At 70.2% G+C, this 15,050-nt stretch carries 14 protein-coding genes and 2 pseudogenes; 6 read left to right on the top strand and 10 right to left on the bottom strand.

Features of this window, described 5'->3' with window-relative positions; translation table 11 throughout:
• Positions 1-442: 442 nt before the first annotated feature.
• The 3 genes and pseudogenes from ABZ564_RS32080 to ABZ564_RS32070 all read right to left on the bottom strand — a co-directional run.
• Positions 443-616, bottom strand: a pseudogene (locus ABZ564_RS32080) (3-methyladenine DNA glycosylase); the annotation flags it as partial.
• 209 nt (positions 617-825) lie between these two features.
• Positions 826-1,437, bottom strand: a complete 612-nt coding sequence (locus tag ABZ564_RS32075) for a DNA-3-methyladenine glycosylase (protein WP_360862934.1) — start codon at positions 1,435-1,437, stop codon at positions 826-828.
• A gap of 14 nt (positions 1,438-1,451) precedes the next feature.
• Positions 1,452-1,586 (bottom strand): annotated as a pseudogene (locus ABZ564_RS32070) (DNA-3-methyladenine glycosylase); the annotation flags it as partial.
• Between the two features lie 79 nt (positions 1,587-1,665).
• Between ABZ564_RS32070 and ABZ564_RS32065 the strand changes: the two are divergent.
• The 3 genes from ABZ564_RS32065 to ABZ564_RS32055 all read left to right on the top strand — a co-directional run bounded on the left by ABZ564_RS32065 (position 1,666) and on the right by ABZ564_RS32055 (position 3,704).
• Positions 1,666-2,448, top strand: a complete 783-nt coding sequence (locus ABZ564_RS32065) for a sporulation protein (RefSeq protein ID WP_360862932.1) — start codon at positions 1,666-1,668, stop codon at positions 2,446-2,448.
• 61 nt (positions 2,449-2,509) lie between these two features.
• Positions 2,510-3,049 carry a YbhB/YbcL family Raf kinase inhibitor-like protein gene (locus ABZ564_RS32060; protein WP_360862930.1) on the top strand — a complete coding sequence of 180 codons (540 nt, stop codon included), beginning with the start codon at positions 2,510-2,512 and terminating at the stop codon, positions 3,047-3,049.
• A gap of 148 nt (positions 3,050-3,197) precedes the next feature.
• Complete coding sequence (locus ABZ564_RS32055) at positions 3,198-3,704, top strand: HNH endonuclease (RefSeq protein WP_360862928.1); 507 nt, start codon at positions 3,198-3,200, stop codon at positions 3,702-3,704.
• Between the two features lie 62 nt (positions 3,705-3,766).
• Here ABZ564_RS32055 and ABZ564_RS32050 read toward each other — a convergent pair whose 3' ends face one another.
• The 4 genes from ABZ564_RS32050 to ABZ564_RS32035 all read right to left on the bottom strand — a co-directional run bounded on the left by ABZ564_RS32050 (position 3,767) and on the right by ABZ564_RS32035 (position 6,908).
• Positions 3,767-4,534, bottom strand: coding sequence for a sulfite exporter TauE/SafE family protein (locus tag ABZ564_RS32050; RefSeq protein WP_360862936.1), 768 nt, complete (start codon positions 4,532-4,534; stop codon positions 3,767-3,769).
• A gap of 62 nt (positions 4,535-4,596) precedes the next feature.
• Positions 4,597-5,526, bottom strand: coding sequence for an SPFH domain-containing protein (locus ABZ564_RS32045; protein ID WP_360862926.1), 930 nt, complete (start codon positions 5,524-5,526; stop codon positions 4,597-4,599).
• 74 nt (positions 5,527-5,600) lie between these two features.
• Positions 5,601-6,032, bottom strand: a complete 432-nt coding sequence (locus tag ABZ564_RS32040; RefSeq protein ID WP_360862925.1) for an NfeD family protein — start codon at positions 6,030-6,032, stop codon at positions 5,601-5,603.
• 78 nt (positions 6,033-6,110) lie between these two features.
• Positions 6,111-6,908, bottom strand: a complete 798-nt coding sequence (locus ABZ564_RS32035) for an ABC transporter ATP-binding protein (protein ID WP_360862923.1) — start codon at positions 6,906-6,908, stop codon at positions 6,111-6,113.
• 153 nt (positions 6,909-7,061) lie between these two features.
• Here ABZ564_RS32035 and ABZ564_RS32030 point away from each other — a divergent pair, with 153 nt between their 5' ends.
• The gene (locus tag ABZ564_RS32030; protein ID WP_360862921.1) at positions 7,062-7,841 is read left to right on the top strand and encodes a hypothetical protein; all 780 of its coding nucleotides are present in this window, start codon (positions 7,062-7,064) and stop codon (positions 7,839-7,841) included.
• 106 nt (positions 7,842-7,947) lie between these two features.
• Here ABZ564_RS32030 and ABZ564_RS32025 read toward each other — a convergent pair whose 3' ends face one another.
• A complete protein-coding gene (locus ABZ564_RS32025) occupies positions 7,948-8,592 on the bottom strand; it encodes a response regulator transcription factor (RefSeq protein WP_360862919.1) in 645 nt (214 codons plus the stop codon).
• A complete protein-coding gene (locus tag ABZ564_RS32020; protein WP_360862917.1) occupies positions 8,585-9,730 on the bottom strand; it encodes a GAF domain-containing sensor histidine kinase in 1,146 nt (381 codons plus the stop codon). The genes ABZ564_RS32025 and ABZ564_RS32020 overlap by 8 nt, the downstream gene beginning before the upstream one ends.
• Positions 9,731-10,148: 418 nt before the next feature.
• On the opposite strand from ABZ564_RS32020, the gene ABZ564_RS32015 reads away from it, so the two are divergent.
• The gene (locus ABZ564_RS32015) at positions 10,149-10,883 is read left to right on the top strand and encodes a transglycosylase SLT domain-containing protein (RefSeq protein ID WP_360862916.1); all 735 of its coding nucleotides are present in this window, start codon (positions 10,149-10,151) and stop codon (positions 10,881-10,883) included.
• 85 nt (positions 10,884-10,968) lie between these two features.
• On the opposite strand, the gene ABZ564_RS32010 is transcribed toward ABZ564_RS32015, so the two are convergent.
• Positions 10,969-13,515 carry an FHA domain-containing protein gene (locus tag ABZ564_RS32010; protein WP_360862914.1) on the bottom strand — a complete coding sequence of 849 codons (2,547 nt, stop codon included), beginning with the start codon at positions 13,513-13,515 and terminating at the stop codon, positions 10,969-10,971.
• Positions 13,516-13,742: 227 nt separating this feature from the next.
• On the opposite strand from ABZ564_RS32010, the gene serB reads away from it, so the two are divergent.
• The gene (serB, locus tag ABZ564_RS32005) at positions 13,743-14,999 is read left to right on the top strand and encodes a phosphoserine phosphatase SerB (RefSeq protein ID WP_360862912.1); all 1,257 of its coding nucleotides are present in this window, start codon (positions 13,743-13,745) and stop codon (positions 14,997-14,999) included.
• Positions 15,000-15,050 lie beyond the last annotated feature (51 nt).

Here is a 15,050-nt window from a genome sequence, read left to right as displayed (position 1 = left end):
GCGGGCTTTCCTCCGGGCGCTTCCCTCCGGTCTTGCGTTTCCGACTCTATCAGACTCTTCCGTGTCCGATTCCCGGCCGAAGCGGGTCAAGCAATCTCCGCTTTCCAGTTCTCCGCTTCCGCGTTTCCCTTTCCGGCGACTCCGACTCTATCAGATCCTTTCGGGCCCGATTCCCAGTCAGCGGGTCTCGCATTTCGCTTTCCAGTTCCCGCTTTCGCGTTTCCCTTTCGGCGTGTTCACTACTTTAGCGGATTCTCCCGGTTACTCATAATCGAGTCAGTGGGTCTGAATTCCGGCATGCCGAAATCCGCACCCTCTGGGGTGAGTCTTAGGTAGTGGTTGGCCGCCTCGGGTCTGCGCGGCATGCGATCCGATGGACCGAACCAACAGCTATACCCGTGTCAAGCGACTCGGACAACATTAGATGCCCCGGCCGGGCGAGTCAAGTCGACCCGCGGCGCGGCGCATGGGGTCGGCACGGGCTCGCTGTCGGGTCACCGTCGATCCGGAACCGCCATGGGTGCACCACCCCGTTTCCGCCCGCTCCGGTGCGGGACCGTGCCTGCCTGGTCATGGGGTGAGGGGTGCCGTGCAGCATGAAGAGCCCGGCGCCCTCGAAGATCCCTCCGGCCGGCCACAGCACCTCGTTCGCCCTGTTCTCGAGGCAGTACGGACGGTGCGAGCGAGCGTCCACGCCAGGCTCAGCCCCATCCCGTGATCGAGGAGTCGCCGGGCGGGAACCCGACACCACAGGTCGGGCCGAGGCAGACGTTGTTCAACCGGAACGGCTGGTCCGCCGCGGCCCTGAGCAGGACGCACAGCGGCTCAGGTTCCGGCGGACGGCCTGGCTCTCGGGCTCAGACGGTACGCCGAGACCGTGGGATCACCGGCGAGGTAGAAGCGGTGCTGCCAGTCGTGGGCTTTGCTCACCCCCACCCGGGGGCCGACCCGGATGAGCGCAGCGGGCACCGACTCGCCCTCGGAGAGCACGACCGAGGCACCCGTCAGCAGGTCTGTGCCGTCGTGCTCCGCCGTGATGCCGAGCGCCTGGCAGAAGTTCCCAGGTCCCCGGGCGAGGCGTGGGCTCTCGACCTTCTCCCCTCGCCGCTTGCGCGCCAGGTCTTCCCCAGCGATGACCCTGCCTGCCCGGACAAGGACGGCCGAGGCGATACCGGCCGTTCCGGTTACGACGTTGGCGCACCAGTGAAGACCGTGGGAGCGGTAGACGTAGAGGTGCCCTGCGGGGCCGAACATGGTGGCGTTGCGGGCGGTACGCCCCCGGTAGGCGTGGGAGGCCGGGTCGGCCGTACCGGAATACGCCTCGGTCTCGGTGATGGCGATGCTCACGGCCCCCTCGGGGGTCGTGCAGGTGAGGACGCTTCCGAGCAGCTTGGGGGCGACCTCTTCAGCAGGATGGGCGAGAGAGTCCATATTCATGCTGACCGCTTTGACATGCCGTACGTGAAGTAAACGTGAGCGTGCCCGGGCGGGCCGTACATCTCGCGCCGCGTCCGGCCGCGGAGGGCGTGGGAGCCCGGCTCGATCTCGCCGGGGTACGCCTCCGGCTCCGTGAGGCGCAGGGCGATCGATCATGAGATCGGGGTCAGCGGGAACCGACTACGGTCGTCGCACGTATGTAGGGGTCAGGACCTAGGAGGAGAAAACATGGGCTTCAAGCGGCTGCTCGCGAGCATGGGTGCCGGCGGCGCCTCGGTGGAGACGGAACTGACCGAGGTCAACGTCGTCCCGGGCGGGGTCGTCCAGGGTGAGGTGCGGATCCAGGGCGGTTCCGTCGACCAGCAGATCGAGGGGCTCTCCGTGGGTCTGCAGGCCCGGGTCGAGGTCGAGGGCCAGGACCAGGAGACCAAGCAGGACATCGAGTTCACCAAGCTGCGCATCGGCGGCGCCTTCGAGGTGCGGGCCGGGGCGGTGCACGTCGTACCGTTCGGCCTGGAGATCCCCTGGGAGACCCCCATCACCATGTTCGCGGGCCAGCACCTGCACGGCATGAACATCGGGGTGACCACCGAGCTGGAGATCGCGCGGGCGGTGGACTCCGGCGACCTCGACCCCATCAACGTGCATCCGCTGCCGGCCCAGGAGGCCATCCTCGACGCCTTCGGTCAGCTGGGCTTCGGCTTCCGCAGCGCCGACATGGAGCGCGGCCACATCCGTGGCACACGGCAGCGGCTGCCGTTCTACCAGGAGATCGAGTTCTTCCCGCCGTCGCAGTACCGCGGGCTGAACCAGGTGGAGCTGTCGTTCGTCGCGGACGACCGCGAGATGGACGTCGTCCTGGAGATGGACAAGAAGCCGGGTCTGTTCAGCGAGGGAAGCGACTCGTACCGCGCCTTCAAGGTCGGTCTGCACAACTTCCACGAGACCGACTGGGCGGCATATCTGAACCAGTGGCTGGCGCAGGTCGGCGGGCAGCGCAACTGGCTCTAGGGTCGGAAGGGGAGAGCGATCTTCCCCAGCAATCCGACAGAGCCGACAGAGAGGTGCTGACGTGACCGAGCCGAAGAGGGCGCCGCTGCCGCACGACTTCCATCCGGAGGTTCCCTCGTTCACCGTGGTGAGCGAGGACATCGCCCCGGGGGCCGTGCTCGCCGACGCGCAGGTGTACGCGGCGGGGAACACCTCGCCGCAGCTGCGGTGGGAGGGTTTCCCGGCCGGCACGAAGAGCTTCGCCGTGACGTGCTTCGACCCGGATGCCCCGACGGGCAGCGGGTTCTGGCACTGGGTGCTCTTCGACATCCCGGCGTCGGTCACGGAACTGCCCGCGGGCGCGGGCAGCGGGAAGTTCGAGGGGCTGCCCGCCGGTGCCGTGCACGCGCGCAACGACTACGGGACGAAGGACTTCGGCGGTGCCGCGCCGCCGGCCGGGGAGAACCACCGCTATGTGTTCACCGTGTACGCGGTGGACACGGAGAAGCTCGGTCCCGACAGCGACACCTCGCCCGCGGCGGTCGGCTTCAACCTCCGGTTCCACACCCTGGGCCGGGCCCAGTTGATCTCCGAGTACGCGGAGCCCGCCGAGAGCGCCTGAGTACCAAAACTTCCGCAGCCGTTTGCCCTGCCCTGGTCCTGGAGAGACCAGGGCAGGGCATTTTTTAATGCGTTGTCCATCACGGCGTGCCCGGCCACAGTTGATCCGGGCCTGCCAGGGGGCGGCCGGCACACGGGAGGTGGGCGAGATGCGGGACACGCTGGTACTGAACGCGAGCTTCGAGCCGCTGTCGACGGTGACGCTGAACCGTGCGGTGGTGCTGATCCTTCAGGACAAGGCCGTCGTCGAGCAGTCGCACCCCGGCCTCCGGATGCGCGGGGCCGATGTGGACATCCCGGTGCCCCGGGTGATCAGGCTCTGCCGGTACGTACGGGTGCCGTTCCGAAGACAGGCCCCGTGGTCCAGGAGAGGCGTGCTGGTCAGGGACCAGCACCGGTGCGCGTACTGCGGGAAGCGGGCGAGCACTGTCGACCACGTGGTGCCGAGGGCGCAGGGCGGGCAGGACACCTGGCTCAATACGGTGGCCTCGTGCGCCGAGGACAACCACCGCAAGGCGGACCGTACGCCGGAGCAGGCGGGGATGCCGCTGCTGCGGAAGCCCTTCGTGCCGTCCCCGGCGGATGCGATGCTGCTGGCGCTGGGGGCCGGTGACCGCTCTGCGCTGCCGGAGTGGCTGGCGCGGTCCGCGGCGTAGCCGCCGTACGCCTCATGACGTAACCGAAGCCCGTCTCCTCGGGGGAGGCGGGCTTCGGTCGTTCAGCGGAGCAGCAGCTGGACGATGGCGACCGTGCCGACGGTGACGATGAGGGCGCGCAGGAGGGTGGGGCTGAGGCGGCGGCCGACCTTGGCGCCGATCTGGCCGCCGAGGGCGGAGCCGACCGCGATGAGGACGACGGCCGTCCAGTCGAAGTCGGCGACGAAGAGGAAGAAGAGTGCGGCGATGCTGTTGACGACGGCGGCGAGGACGTTCTTCACGGCGTTGAGGCGCTGCATGGTGTCGTCGACGAGCATGCCCATGAGGGAGAGGTAGATGATCCCCTGGGCGGCGGTGAAGTAGCCGCCGTAGACACTGGCCAGGGTCAGGCCGATGAAGAGCAGCGGGCCGCCGTCGGGGTGGGCGGGGACGCCGGTGCGGGCGCGTCGCCGCTGGACGGCCTTGCTGATGCGGGGCTGCAGGATGACCAGGACGAGCGCCAGGGCGACCAGGACCGGGACGATGGTCTCGAAGGCCGTGGAGGGCAGGGCCAGCAGCAGGGTGGCACCGGTGAGGCCGCCGATGAGGGCGCCCACGGCGAGCTTGAGGACGCGGGAGCGCTGGCCTTGGAGTTCCTTGCGGTAGCCGATCGCGCCGCTGACGGAGCCGGGGATCAGACCGAGCGCGTTGGAGACGGTGGCGGTGACCGGGGGCAGGCCGGTGGCGAGCAGGACGGGGAAGGTGATGAGCGTCCCCGAGCCGACGATCGTGTTGATCGCGCCGGCGCTGATCCCCGCGGCGAAGACGGCGAGCATCTCCCAGATGGACATGGCGTATCCCCCGTACGTGATCGGTGCTTGGTGCACCGCATCATGCATGGGGGGTGCACACGTCAGTCGACCGGGGGTTCCTCGCGTCGTTCCTTGCCGGTGTTGAAGCCGGGGGCGCCGGTGCCGAGGTTGCCGAAGGCGCCGCTGAGGCCCTTGAGGGCGTCGCCGATCTCGCTGGGCACGATCCAGAGCTTGTTGGCGTCGCCCTCGGCGATCTTCGGCAGCATCTGGAGGTACTGGTACGAGAGCAGCTTCTGGTCCGGGTCGCCGGCGTGGATGGACTCGAAGACCGTACGGATGGCCTGGGCCTCGCCCTCCGCGCGCAGGGCCGCGGCCTTGGCCTCGCCCTCGGCGCGCAGGATCGCCGACTGCTTCTCGCCCTCCGCGGTGAGGATCGCGGACTGGCGGGTGCCCTCGGCCTGGAGGATGGCGGCGCGCTTGTCACGGTCCGCGCGCATCTGCTTCTCCATCGAGTCCTGGATGGAGGTGGGCGGTTCGATCGCCTTGAGCTCGACGCGGTTGACGCGGATGCCCCACTTGCCGGTGGCTTCGTCGAGGACTCCGCGCAGGGCGGCGTTGATCTCCTCACGGGAGGTGAGGGTCCGCTCCAGGTCCATGCCGCCGATGATGTTGCGGAGCGTGGTGACGGTGAGCTGCTCGATGGCCTGGATGTAGCTGGCGACCTCGTACGTCGCGGCCCGGGCGTCGGTCACCTGGTAGTAGATGACGGTGTCGATGTTGACGACCAGGTTGTCCTGGGTGATGACGGGCTGCGGGGGGAAGGGCACGACCTGCTCGCGCAGGTCGATCCGGTTGCGGATCGAGTCGATGAACGGGACGACGATGTTCAGGCCCGCGTTGAGGGTGCGCGTGTACCGGCCGAAGCGTTCGACGATGGCGGCGCTGGCCTGGGGGATGACCTGGATCGTCTTGATCAGGGCGATGAAGACGAGCACCACCAGAATGATCAGGACGATGATGATCGGTTGCATCGTTTCCTCGTGCCCTTCGGTTGATGATCGTCATCGAGTCTGACAGAACACGCCTTGTCGTGGGGGTGGTTCGGTCACATGACGACGGCCGTGGCCCCGTCGATGTCGACGACGTCGACCTGTTGGCCCGGCTCGAAGCTGATCCCGGCGTCGAGTGCGCGGGCCGACCAGATCTCGCCGGCCAGCTTGATGCGGCCGCCCGCGCCGTCCACGCGTTCCAGGACGACGGCCTGACGGCCCTTCAGGGCGTCGACGCCGGTGGCGAGTCGGGGGGCCCGGTCCGCCCGCTGCCGGCCGGCGATCGCCCGGACGACGGCGGTCAGCGCCACCGCCACGACGACGAAGACCAGGACCTGGGCGACGATTCCGCCGCCGAGGGCCGCGACGACCGCGGCGGCGACCGCCCCCACGGCGAACATGCCGAACTCGGGCATCGCGGTGAGGACGAGCGGAATGCCCAGTCCCACCGCGCCGATCAGCCACCACACCCACGCGTCGATGTCCACGTGGTCATCGTAGGACCGGATGCGGCCTTACCGACAGGGCGCAACCGGGCGGCAACGGCGGCCGACCGCCGGGCCGGCTCAGGCGAGCGGCAGTCCGCGGGCGGTGTAGCGGTCGCCCTGGTGCTCGACGACGAGGGGCAGCCCGAAGCAGAGGGAGAGGTTGCGGGAGGTGAGCTCGGTCTCCATGGGGCCCGCGGCGAGCACCTTGCCCTGGCGGATCATCAGGACGTGGGTGAAGCCGGGGGCGATCTCCTCGACATGGTGGGTCACCATGATCATGGAGGGCGCGTACGGGTCGCGGGCCAGCCGGCCGAGGCGGCGTACGAGGTCCTCGCGACCACCGAGGTCGAGACCGGCTGCGGGCTCGTCGAGGAGGAGCAGTTCGGGGTCGGTCATCATGGCGCGGGCGATCAGGGTGCGCTTGCGCTCGCCCTCGGAGAGGGTGCCGAACTTGCGGTCGAGGTACTCGGTCATGCCGAGCCGGTCGAGGAAGGCGCGGGCGCGGTCCTCGTCGACCTTGTCGTAGCTCTCGTGCCAGGTGGCGGTCATGCCGTAGGCGGCGGTGAGCACCGTCTGCAGGACCGTCTGGCGGCGGGGGAGCTTCTCGGCCAGGGCGACACCCGCGATGCCGATACGGGGACGCAGGTCGAAGACGTCGGTGCCGACGCCGCCGAGCTGCTCACCGAGGACGCTGACGCTGCCCCTGGTGGGGAAGAGGTAGCTGGACGCGATGTTGAGCAGGGTGGTCTTGCCGGCGCCGTTGGGTCCGAGGATGACCCAGCGCTCCCCCTCCTTGACCGACCAGGAGACGTCGTCCACCAGAGCGCGTCCGTCGCGGACCACTGATACGTCCACCAGCTCCAGTACATCGCTCATGAGCGCGTTGTCTCCCCATGCAGTGTCGAGATCGTCGCGTGCCTGTGGGCACAGCTCCCAGGGAAAACCTACGCCACCGCGCGAGCGCGGAGGGCGCTGGGCCCGTCATCGCGCGGCAGACGGGCCGACCGGGACACCGCCTAGGCTGTCCGCATGCTTTCGGAACCACGCTCAGGGCTGCTGGCCGCATGGGGGAACGCGTTGCTGGCGGGGCTCGTGTCACCGGACGACGCGGTGCTCGCCATCGTCGGGGAGGACGCGGTGCACCGCGTCGAGGGGCTGCCCGGTGAGGCCGGTCCGGTCGGGCTCACGTTCGCCCTGGGGCGGCTGCGGTCGCTGGGGGTGAGCGGCTTCCGGGTCGCGCTGCCGGTGCCGGGCCATCCGCTGGGGCTGAGCGGTCCGGCCGATTTCAATGCCCGGGCCCTGGAGGCGGAGGAGGCCGTGGTGACCTACGGCGCGCCGTACGGGCTGGTGCCCGAGGTGCGTGAGGCGGGCCCGGCCGGGGATGTGCACGTGGACGTGGTGTGGCACTGCCTGGCGGTACGGGAGGCGCCGCCGGCCGACGTGCCTTCGCTGGGAGAGGCGGAGCGGGAGCTGGCGGAGGCGTTGCGGGACGCGACGGCGATGCTGACCCGGCTCGACGTGGCCGGGTCGGGGCCGGTGGCCGAGGCGGCGGTGGACGCGTACCGGGCGCGGGCGGAGCGGGGGCGCGAGGTGCTGGCCCCGGGCTACCCGCCGAGGGCGGTGCGGGTGCTGGAGCTGGCGCAGCGGGTCGGGCTGCTGGTCTCGGTGGCGTACGAGAACGGGCACGGCGGCGCGGTGAGCGCGTCGGAGATGGCGGCCAGGGGCGCGGCGCTGCGGCCGGTGGAGCGGGTGGCGCGGCGGGCGCAGGTGGCGGCGTACAACGCGTATGTGGAGGAGCGGGCGCGGTAGGGGTGTGGGCGGCGCCCCGTACCAGTCGGGCGCGACGGCCCGGGCGGCCGGACCGCGTGCGTGTGCTGGTCCCCGCACCGGGCGGGGCCGGCGCCCGTCCCTCCCGTCAGCCCGCCGCCCCGTTCCGGACCGCCCACAGCGCTGCCTGGGTGCGGTCGGCGAGGTCCAGTTTCATCAGGATGTTCGAGACGTGGGTCTTGACCGTCTTCTCGGACAGGACCAGCGCCCGCGCGATCTCGCGGTTGGACCGGCCGTCGGCGATCAGGCCGAGGACCTCCCGTTCGCGTTCGGTCAGGGTGCTCCCCCGGCCGGTGCCCGCGCCCGGCTCGTCCTGGGCCAGCAGCGCCCCGGCCACCTCCGGCTGGAGGAGGACGTGCCCGGCGTGGACCGAACGGATGGCGCCGGCCAGGGCGTCCGGGTCGACGTCCTTGTACACGTAGCCGGAGGCGCCCGCGCGCAGGGCGGGCACGACCGTGCGCTGCTCGGTGAAGCTGGTGACGATCAGCACCTTGGCCGGGTTCTCGAGCTCGCGGAGCCTGCGCAGCGCCTCGATGCCGTCGGTGCCGGGCATCTTGATGTCCATCAGTACGACGTCGGGCCGCAACTCCTCCGTCCTGGCCACGCCCTCGGCGCCGTCGGCCGCCTCTCCGACCACCTCGATGTCGTCCTGGATCTCCAGGAACGTGCGCAGGCCGCGGCGGACGACCTGGTGGTCGTCGACCAGCAGCACCCTGATGATCCTGTCAGCCACCGGGGATCTCCATCTCGATCGTGGTGCCCTTGCCGGGCTCGGACTCAACGGTGAGGCGGCCGCCGACGCCGCTCGCGCGGTCCCGCATCGAGACCAGGCCCAGGTGGCGCCCGGCCCGGCGGGTGGCGGCGGGTTCGAAGCCCCGGCCGTCGTCGGTGATCCGCAGCACCGTGGCACCGTCGCGGCGGGCGAGGGTGACGTCGACGTGGCCGGCGTCCGCGTGGCGCAGGGCGTTGTGGAGGGCTTCCTGGGAGACGCGGAGCAGCGCTTCCTCCTGGGCGGCGGGCAGGGCCCTCACGCCGGCGCTGCCGAAGGTGACCCGGGCGGTGTGGGCCCGGTCGAGGACCTGGACCTGGGTGCGGAGGGTGGCGACGAGGCCGTCCTCGTCCAGGCCGGCCGGGCGCAGCTCGACGACTGCGGCGCGCAGTTCCTCGACGGCTTCGGCGGCGAGGGCGGCGACCTGCTGGAGCTCGCCCTTGGCGCGGGCGGGGTCGCGGTCGACCAGGGCGGCGGCGGCCTGGGCGGTGAGCCGCAGCGAGAAGAGTTTCTGGCTGACCGCGTCGTGCAGTTCGTGGGCGAGGCGGGAGCGCTCCTCGGCGATGGTGAGCTCGCGGCTGCGTTCGTAGAGGCGGGCGTTGGTGAGGGCGATCGCCGCGTGCTGGGCGAGGATCGAGAGCAGTTCCTCGTCCTCGGCGGTGAATCCGCAGACGCCCTCCGGCTTGGGGCACCTCTTGTTGGCGAGGAAGAGCGCGCCGATGGTCTCGTCGCCGTCCCGGATGGGCAGGCCGAGGAAGTCGGACATGTCGGGGTGGGCGCCGGGCCAGCCCCCGAAGCGGGGGTCCTCGCGGACGTCGGCGAGCCGCTCGGTCTTCGCGCCGTGGAGCATCGCGGCGAGGATGCCGTGCTGCCGGGGCAGGGGGCCGATGGCCTTCCACTGTTCGTCGCTGACGCCGTCGACGACGAACTGGGCGAAGCCTCCGTGGTCGTCGGGGACGCCGAGGGCGGCGTATTCGGCGTCCAGGAGTTCGCGGGCCGAGGCGACGATCGTCTTCAGGACGTCCCGCACCTCCAGGTGGCGGCTCATCGCGAGCAGCGCGGCGCTGACGGCGGCGAGGCCGGAGGGTGGGCGGTGGCTCATGCGGCTCACCGTACCGGCGGGGTCCTCTCCCGCGTATCGGACCGCGGACGGCCGGGGGCGGGCCGGAGGGACTAGGACCTCCGGCCGGGGCGGAGCCGGAACCCCTGTTCGGGATGTCGCATTCCGAATTGCTGTCGCAACGCGCGGTGATCGCGTTATGCGGCCGATGTGAGGCCGCGCATAGGGTCCACGTCACTTACGAAGCCGCCTAGTGGAGCGAAAAGGGCGATTTGGGTGGGGATGGCCTGGGGGCGAACCCGGCAAACCGCCCGCCTTTCCACTATCCGGCTTCGTACGTCACACCTTTGCCACGGCATTTTGCCGCCGCTAAGAATTGAGCTCGTCCCCGACGGAAATGCGTAGTCGCTCCGTCTTCGTCCTCCGTGAGGACCCCCCGAATTCGAAGAGGTACGCCTGTATGTCCGCGTCCAACGTCACCGGCCGTCTCCTCCGCCTGAACAAGACCCAGAAGCTCTCCGCCGCCGGCGTCTCCGCCGTCGCCGCCGCTGCCCTCTCCTTGTCCCTGGTGCCCGGTCACGCCGAGGCCGAGACCGAACCGCAGGCCCTCTCCGCCGCCCCCGTCGTCTTCGACTCCGCGGACTCCAAGCAGGCCCGGGCGATCCAGGACAGCCTCATCGAGCAGCATTCGACCGCCGAGAAGCTGGTCAAGGCCGCCGACGCCGCCAAGGCCGAGAAGGCCGCCGCGGTGAAGGAGCAGGCCGAGGCCAAGTTCGAGAAGGCGAAGAAGGCGAAGGCGAAGGCGCACGCCGAGACCGAGTCCCACGAGTCGGCCTCGCACGCCAACCGCTCCTCCGCCCGTACGCACATGTACGCGAACAACCTGGACGGCTGGATCCGGGAGTCCCTCGACATCATGCACGAGAAGGGCATCCCGGGGACGTACGAGGGACTGCACCGCAACATCATCCGTGAGTCCAGCGGCAACCCGAACGCCATCAACGACTGGGACATCAACGCGCAGAACGGCGTGCCGTCGATCGGTCTGCTGCAGATCATCAAGCCGACGTTCGACTACTACCACGTCCCCGGCACCCCGCACACGCAGTACGACCCGGTCGCCAACATCACCGCGTCGGCCAACTACGCCGCCGACAAGTACGGCTCGATCGACAACGTCGACAGCGCGTACTGATCCACCGCGATCCGTACGCCGGTGACAGACGCCGAAGGGCGGCACCCCGTGCGGGGTGCCGCCCTTCGGCGCGTTTCCGGGCCGGTTACTTGCGCATGACCTCGGGCTCGTGGCGGCGCAGCAGCCGTGCGACCGCGAAGCCGCAGACGACGCCGATGAACAGCAGGACCGCGATGTTGGTCCCCCACTGGCTCGCCGTGTGCTCCCAGAGCGGGTCCAGGTCCGTGGGGTTGCTCGCGTCCCACGGCGGCATGAGGTGGGCGAGGTCCAGCGTCGAGCCGGCGCCCGCGATGGCCCAGCGGGACGGCATCAGCCAGGCGAACTGCTCCAGGCCGGGCGATCCGTACACCTGGAAGAGGATGCCGGTGAAGACGACCTGGACGATCGCGAACATGACCAGCAGCGGCATGGTCTTCTCGGCGGTCTTCACCAGCGAGGAGATGACCAGGCCGAACATCATCGAGGTGAAGCCGAGCGCGATGACCGTCAGGCAGAGCTCTGCGGCCGGCGGCATGATCAGGCCCTCTTCGGGCAGGTCGCGGGTGGCGAAGCCGATGCCGCAGATGATGACGCCCTGGAGGGCGGTGATCAGGCCGAGGACGATGACCTTGGACATCAGATAGGCGGAGCGGGACAGACCGGTGGCCCGTTCCCGTTCGTAGATGACGCGTTCCTTGATCAGTTCGCGTACGGAGTTGGCCGCGCCGGAGAAGCACATGCCGATGGTGAGGATCAGCATGATCGTTCCGGCGTCGCCGTTGAACTTGTGCGGAGGCTTCGGCGGGGCGAGGCCGTAGTCCGACGGGATGACCACGCTGACGATGCCGAGCACCGCGGGCAGGATCACCATCAGACCCATGAAGCCCTTGTCGGAGCCGATCACCGAGAGGTAGCGGCGCATCAGCGTCCACAGCTGCGTGCCCCAGCCCTGCGGCTTGGGCGGGCGCATCTGCTGCGGCGACGGCATGTGCACGGACTGCACGGCGGCGGAGTCGATGTCGGCGGCGTACATCTGGTAGTGCTGCGACCCGCGCCAGCGGCCCGCCCAGTCGTAGTCGCGGTAGTTCTCGAACGCGGAGAAGACGTCGGCCCAGGTGGTGTAGCCGAAGAAGTTGAGCGCCTCGTCCGGCGGGCCGAAGTAGGCCACGGCGCCGCCCGGCGCCATCACCAGCAGCTTGTCGCAGATGGCCAGCTCGGCCACCGAGTGCGTGACGACCAGGACGGTGCGGCCGTCGTCGGCCAGGCCGCGCAGCAGCTGCATGACGTCGCGGTCCATGCCCGGGTCGAGGCCGGAGGTCGGCTCGTCCAGGAAGATCAGCGACGGCTTGGTGAGCAGCTCCAGCGCCACCGAGACGCGCTTGCGCTGGCCGCCGGAGAGCGAGGTGACCTTCTTGTCCTTGTGGACGTCGAGCTTGAGCTCGGTGAGGACCTCGTGGATCCGGGCCTGGCGCTCGGCCTCGGTGGTGTCCGCGGGGAAGCGGAGCTTGGCCGCGTACTTCAGGGCGCGGGTGACGGTCAGTTCCTTGTGCAGGATGTCGTCCTGCGGGACCAGGCCGATGCGCTGGCGCAGCTCGGCGAACTGCTTGTAGAGGTTCCGGTTGTCGTAGAGGACGTCGCCCTGGTTGGCGGGCCGGTAGCCGGTGAGCGCCTTGAGCAGGGTGGACTTCCCGGAACCGGACGGGCCGATGACGCCGATGAGCGACTTCTCCGGGACGCCGAACGAGACGTCCTTGAGGATCTGCTTGCCGCCGTCGACCGTGACGGTGAGGTGGCGGGCGGCGAAGGAGACCTCACCGGTGTCGACGAACTCTTCCAGCCGGTCGCCGACGAGCCGGAAGGTCGAGTGACCGACGCCGACGATGTCGTTCGGGCCGATGAGCGCCGAGCCGGACTTGGAGAGCGGCTGACCGTTGACGTACGTGCCGTTGTGCGAGCCGAGGTCGCGGATCTCGAAGCGGCCGTCGGGCGTCGCGTGGAACTCGGCGTGGTTCCGGGAGACCTGGAGGTCCGAGACGACCAGGTCGTTCTCCAGTGCGCGGCCGATCCGCATCACCCGGCCGAGCGCCAGCTGGTGGAAGGTGGTCGGGCTGCGGTCGCCGTAGACCGGCGGCGCCCCCGCGGGGCCGCCGGTGCCGGGCCCGGGCGACGCCGGAGCCGCGCCCTGCTGCGGCACGTACGGCCGCTGCGGCTGGGGCTGCTGCCAGCCCTGCTGCGGCGGGACGGGCTGCTGGGGGGCCTGCTGCTGCCAGCCGGGGCCGCCCTGCTGGGGCTGCTGGGACGGGGTCTGCTGCGGCTGCGCGGGCCCGGCGGCCCGGCCGCTGTAGAGGTCCGCGGCGCTCAGGTTCAGCCGGGGCCCGTCGGTGGCGTTGCCCAGGTTCACGGCGGAGCCGGCCGCGATCTCCATCTGGTGGATGCGCTGCCCGTGCACGTACGTGCCGTTGGTGCTGCCGTGGTCCTCGATGAACCAACCGCGCCCGTTCCAGCTGATCGTGGCGTGCCGCCACGACACTCTGGCGTCGTCGATCGTCATGTCGCCCTGCGGATCGCGTCCGAGGGTGTACGACCTGGACGGATCGAGCGTCCAGGTCCTGCCATTCAATTCCAGTACGAGTTCCGGCACTCCGCGCCCCACTAGTTGTCCCCCGTGTTACCCCCGTCGCAGGGAGTCTAGGGATGCTGAACATCGTGGGGAACTATTCCAGGACCAGTCCCCGATACGAAAGCCGGGCGGCCGAGGGAGACCGCACCGAGACCTGCGCAGCCAGGCGAAAAGGGACGGACCGGTGCGCGCGGGCGGGCTGTCCGGCAGTCGGGACGGGCTGCCGGGGACCGCTCGCGGACCGATACGGTGGGAGCACCATGAGCGTATCCCGGCCTCCTGAGCCCGCCCTGTCTCCCGAGCCCGCCGCGTCCCGGCAGGGCCCGGACGTACCGACCCTTCTCGTGAAGATCTTCGGGAAGGACCGCCCCGGGATCACCGCGGGCCTCTTCGACACCCTCGCCGCCTACTCCGTCGACGTCGTCGACATCGAGCAGGTCGTGACGCGGGGCCGCATCGTCCTGTGCGCGCTGGTCACCGCCCCCACCGCGGGCGGGACCACCGAGGGCGACCTGCGGGCCACCGTCCACAGCTGGGCGGACTCGCTGAAGCTCCAGGCCGAGATCATCTCCGGTACGGGCGACAACCGGCCGCGCGGCTACGGCCGTTCTCATGTCACGGTGCTCGGTCACCCGCTGACCGCGGAGTCGACGGCGGCCATAGCGGCCCGGATCACCTCGACCGGCGGGAACATCGACCGCATCTTCCGGCTGGCGAAGTACCCGGTGACCGCGGTCGAGTTCGCGGTGTCGGGTACGGGGACCGAGGAGCTGCGCACCGCGCTGGCACTGGAGGCCGCGGGCATCGGCGTCGACGTGGCGGTCGTGTCGGCGGGGCTGAGCCGCCGGGCGCAGCGGCTCGTGGTGATGGACGTCGACTCGACGCTGATCCAGGACGAGGTCATCGAGCTGTTCGCGGCGCACGCCGGCTGCGAGGCCGAGGTCGCCGAGGTGACCGAGCGGGCGATGCGCGGCGAGCTGGACTTCGAGCAGTCGCTGCACGCGCGGGTGGCGCTGCTCGCGGGGCTCGACGTGTCGGTGGTCGACAAGGTCCGCTCCGAGGTACGGCTGACGCCGGGGGCCCGGACGCTGATCCGTACGCTGAAGCGGCTCGGCTACCAAGTGGGCGTGGTCTCGGGCGGGTTCACCCAGGTGACCGACGATCTGAAGGAGCGCCTCGGGCTCGACTTCGCCTCCGCCAACACGCTGGAGGTCGTCGACGGGAAGCTCACGGGCCGGGTGACCGGGGACATCGTCGACCGGGCCGGCAAGGCCCGGCTGCTGCGGGCCTTCGCCGCCGAGGCGGGGGTGCCGCTGGCGCAGACGGTGGCGATCGGCGACGGGGCCAATGACCTGGACATGCTGAACGCAGCGGGGCTCGGGGTCGCCTTCAACGCCAAGCCGGTGGTCCGCGAGGCCGCGCACACGGCGGTGAACGTGCCGTTCCTGGACACCGTGCTGTATCTGCTCGGCATCACCCGCGAAGAGGTCGAGGCGGCCGACGGTCTCGTCGAGTAGCTCCCGCCGCTTGTACGGACTGGGCCCCGGCGCGCACCACGTGGTGCGCGC

Source organism: Streptomyces sp. NPDC019224 (assembly GCF_040632605.1).
In the GTDB taxonomy this organism is placed as follows: domain Bacteria; phylum Actinomycetota; class Actinomycetes; order Streptomycetales; family Streptomycetaceae; genus Streptomyces.
This window is presented reverse-complemented; position numbering and strand designations above follow the sequence as displayed.

Coding starts and splice junctions, on each gene's coding strand:
- ABZ564_RS32030 (WP_360862921.1), top strand. CDS start 7,062: ATGCTTTCGGAACCACGCTCAGGGCTGCTGGCCGCATGGGGGAACGCG.
- ABZ564_RS32035 (WP_360862923.1), bottom strand. CDS start 6,908: ATGAGCGATGTACTGGAGCTGGTGGACGTATCAGTGGTCCGCGACGGA.
- ABZ564_RS32065 (WP_360862932.1), top strand. CDS start 1,666: ATGGGCTTCAAGCGGCTGCTCGCGAGCATGGGTGCCGGCGGCGCCTCG.
- ABZ564_RS32015 (WP_360862916.1), top strand. CDS start 10,149: ATGTCCGCGTCCAACGTCACCGGCCGTCTCCTCCGCCTGAACAAGACC.
- ABZ564_RS32020 (WP_360862917.1), bottom strand. CDS start 9,730: ATGAGCCACCGCCCACCCTCCGGCCTCGCCGCCGTCAGCGCCGCGCTG.
- serB (WP_360862912.1), top strand. CDS start 13,743: ATGAGCGTATCCCGGCCTCCTGAGCCCGCCCTGTCTCCCGAGCCCGCC.
- ABZ564_RS32045 (WP_360862926.1), bottom strand. CDS start 5,526: ATGCAACCGATCATCATCGTCCTGATCATTCTGGTGGTGCTCGTCTTC.
- ABZ564_RS32050 (WP_360862936.1), bottom strand. CDS start 4,534: ATGTCCATCTGGGAGATGCTCGCCGTCTTCGCCGCGGGGATCAGCGCC.
- ABZ564_RS32055 (WP_360862928.1), top strand. CDS start 3,198: ATGCGGGACACGCTGGTACTGAACGCGAGCTTCGAGCCGCTGTCGACG.
- ABZ564_RS32075 (WP_360862934.1), bottom strand. CDS start 1,437: ATGAATATGGACTCTCTCGCCCATCCTGCTGAAGAGGTCGCCCCCAAG.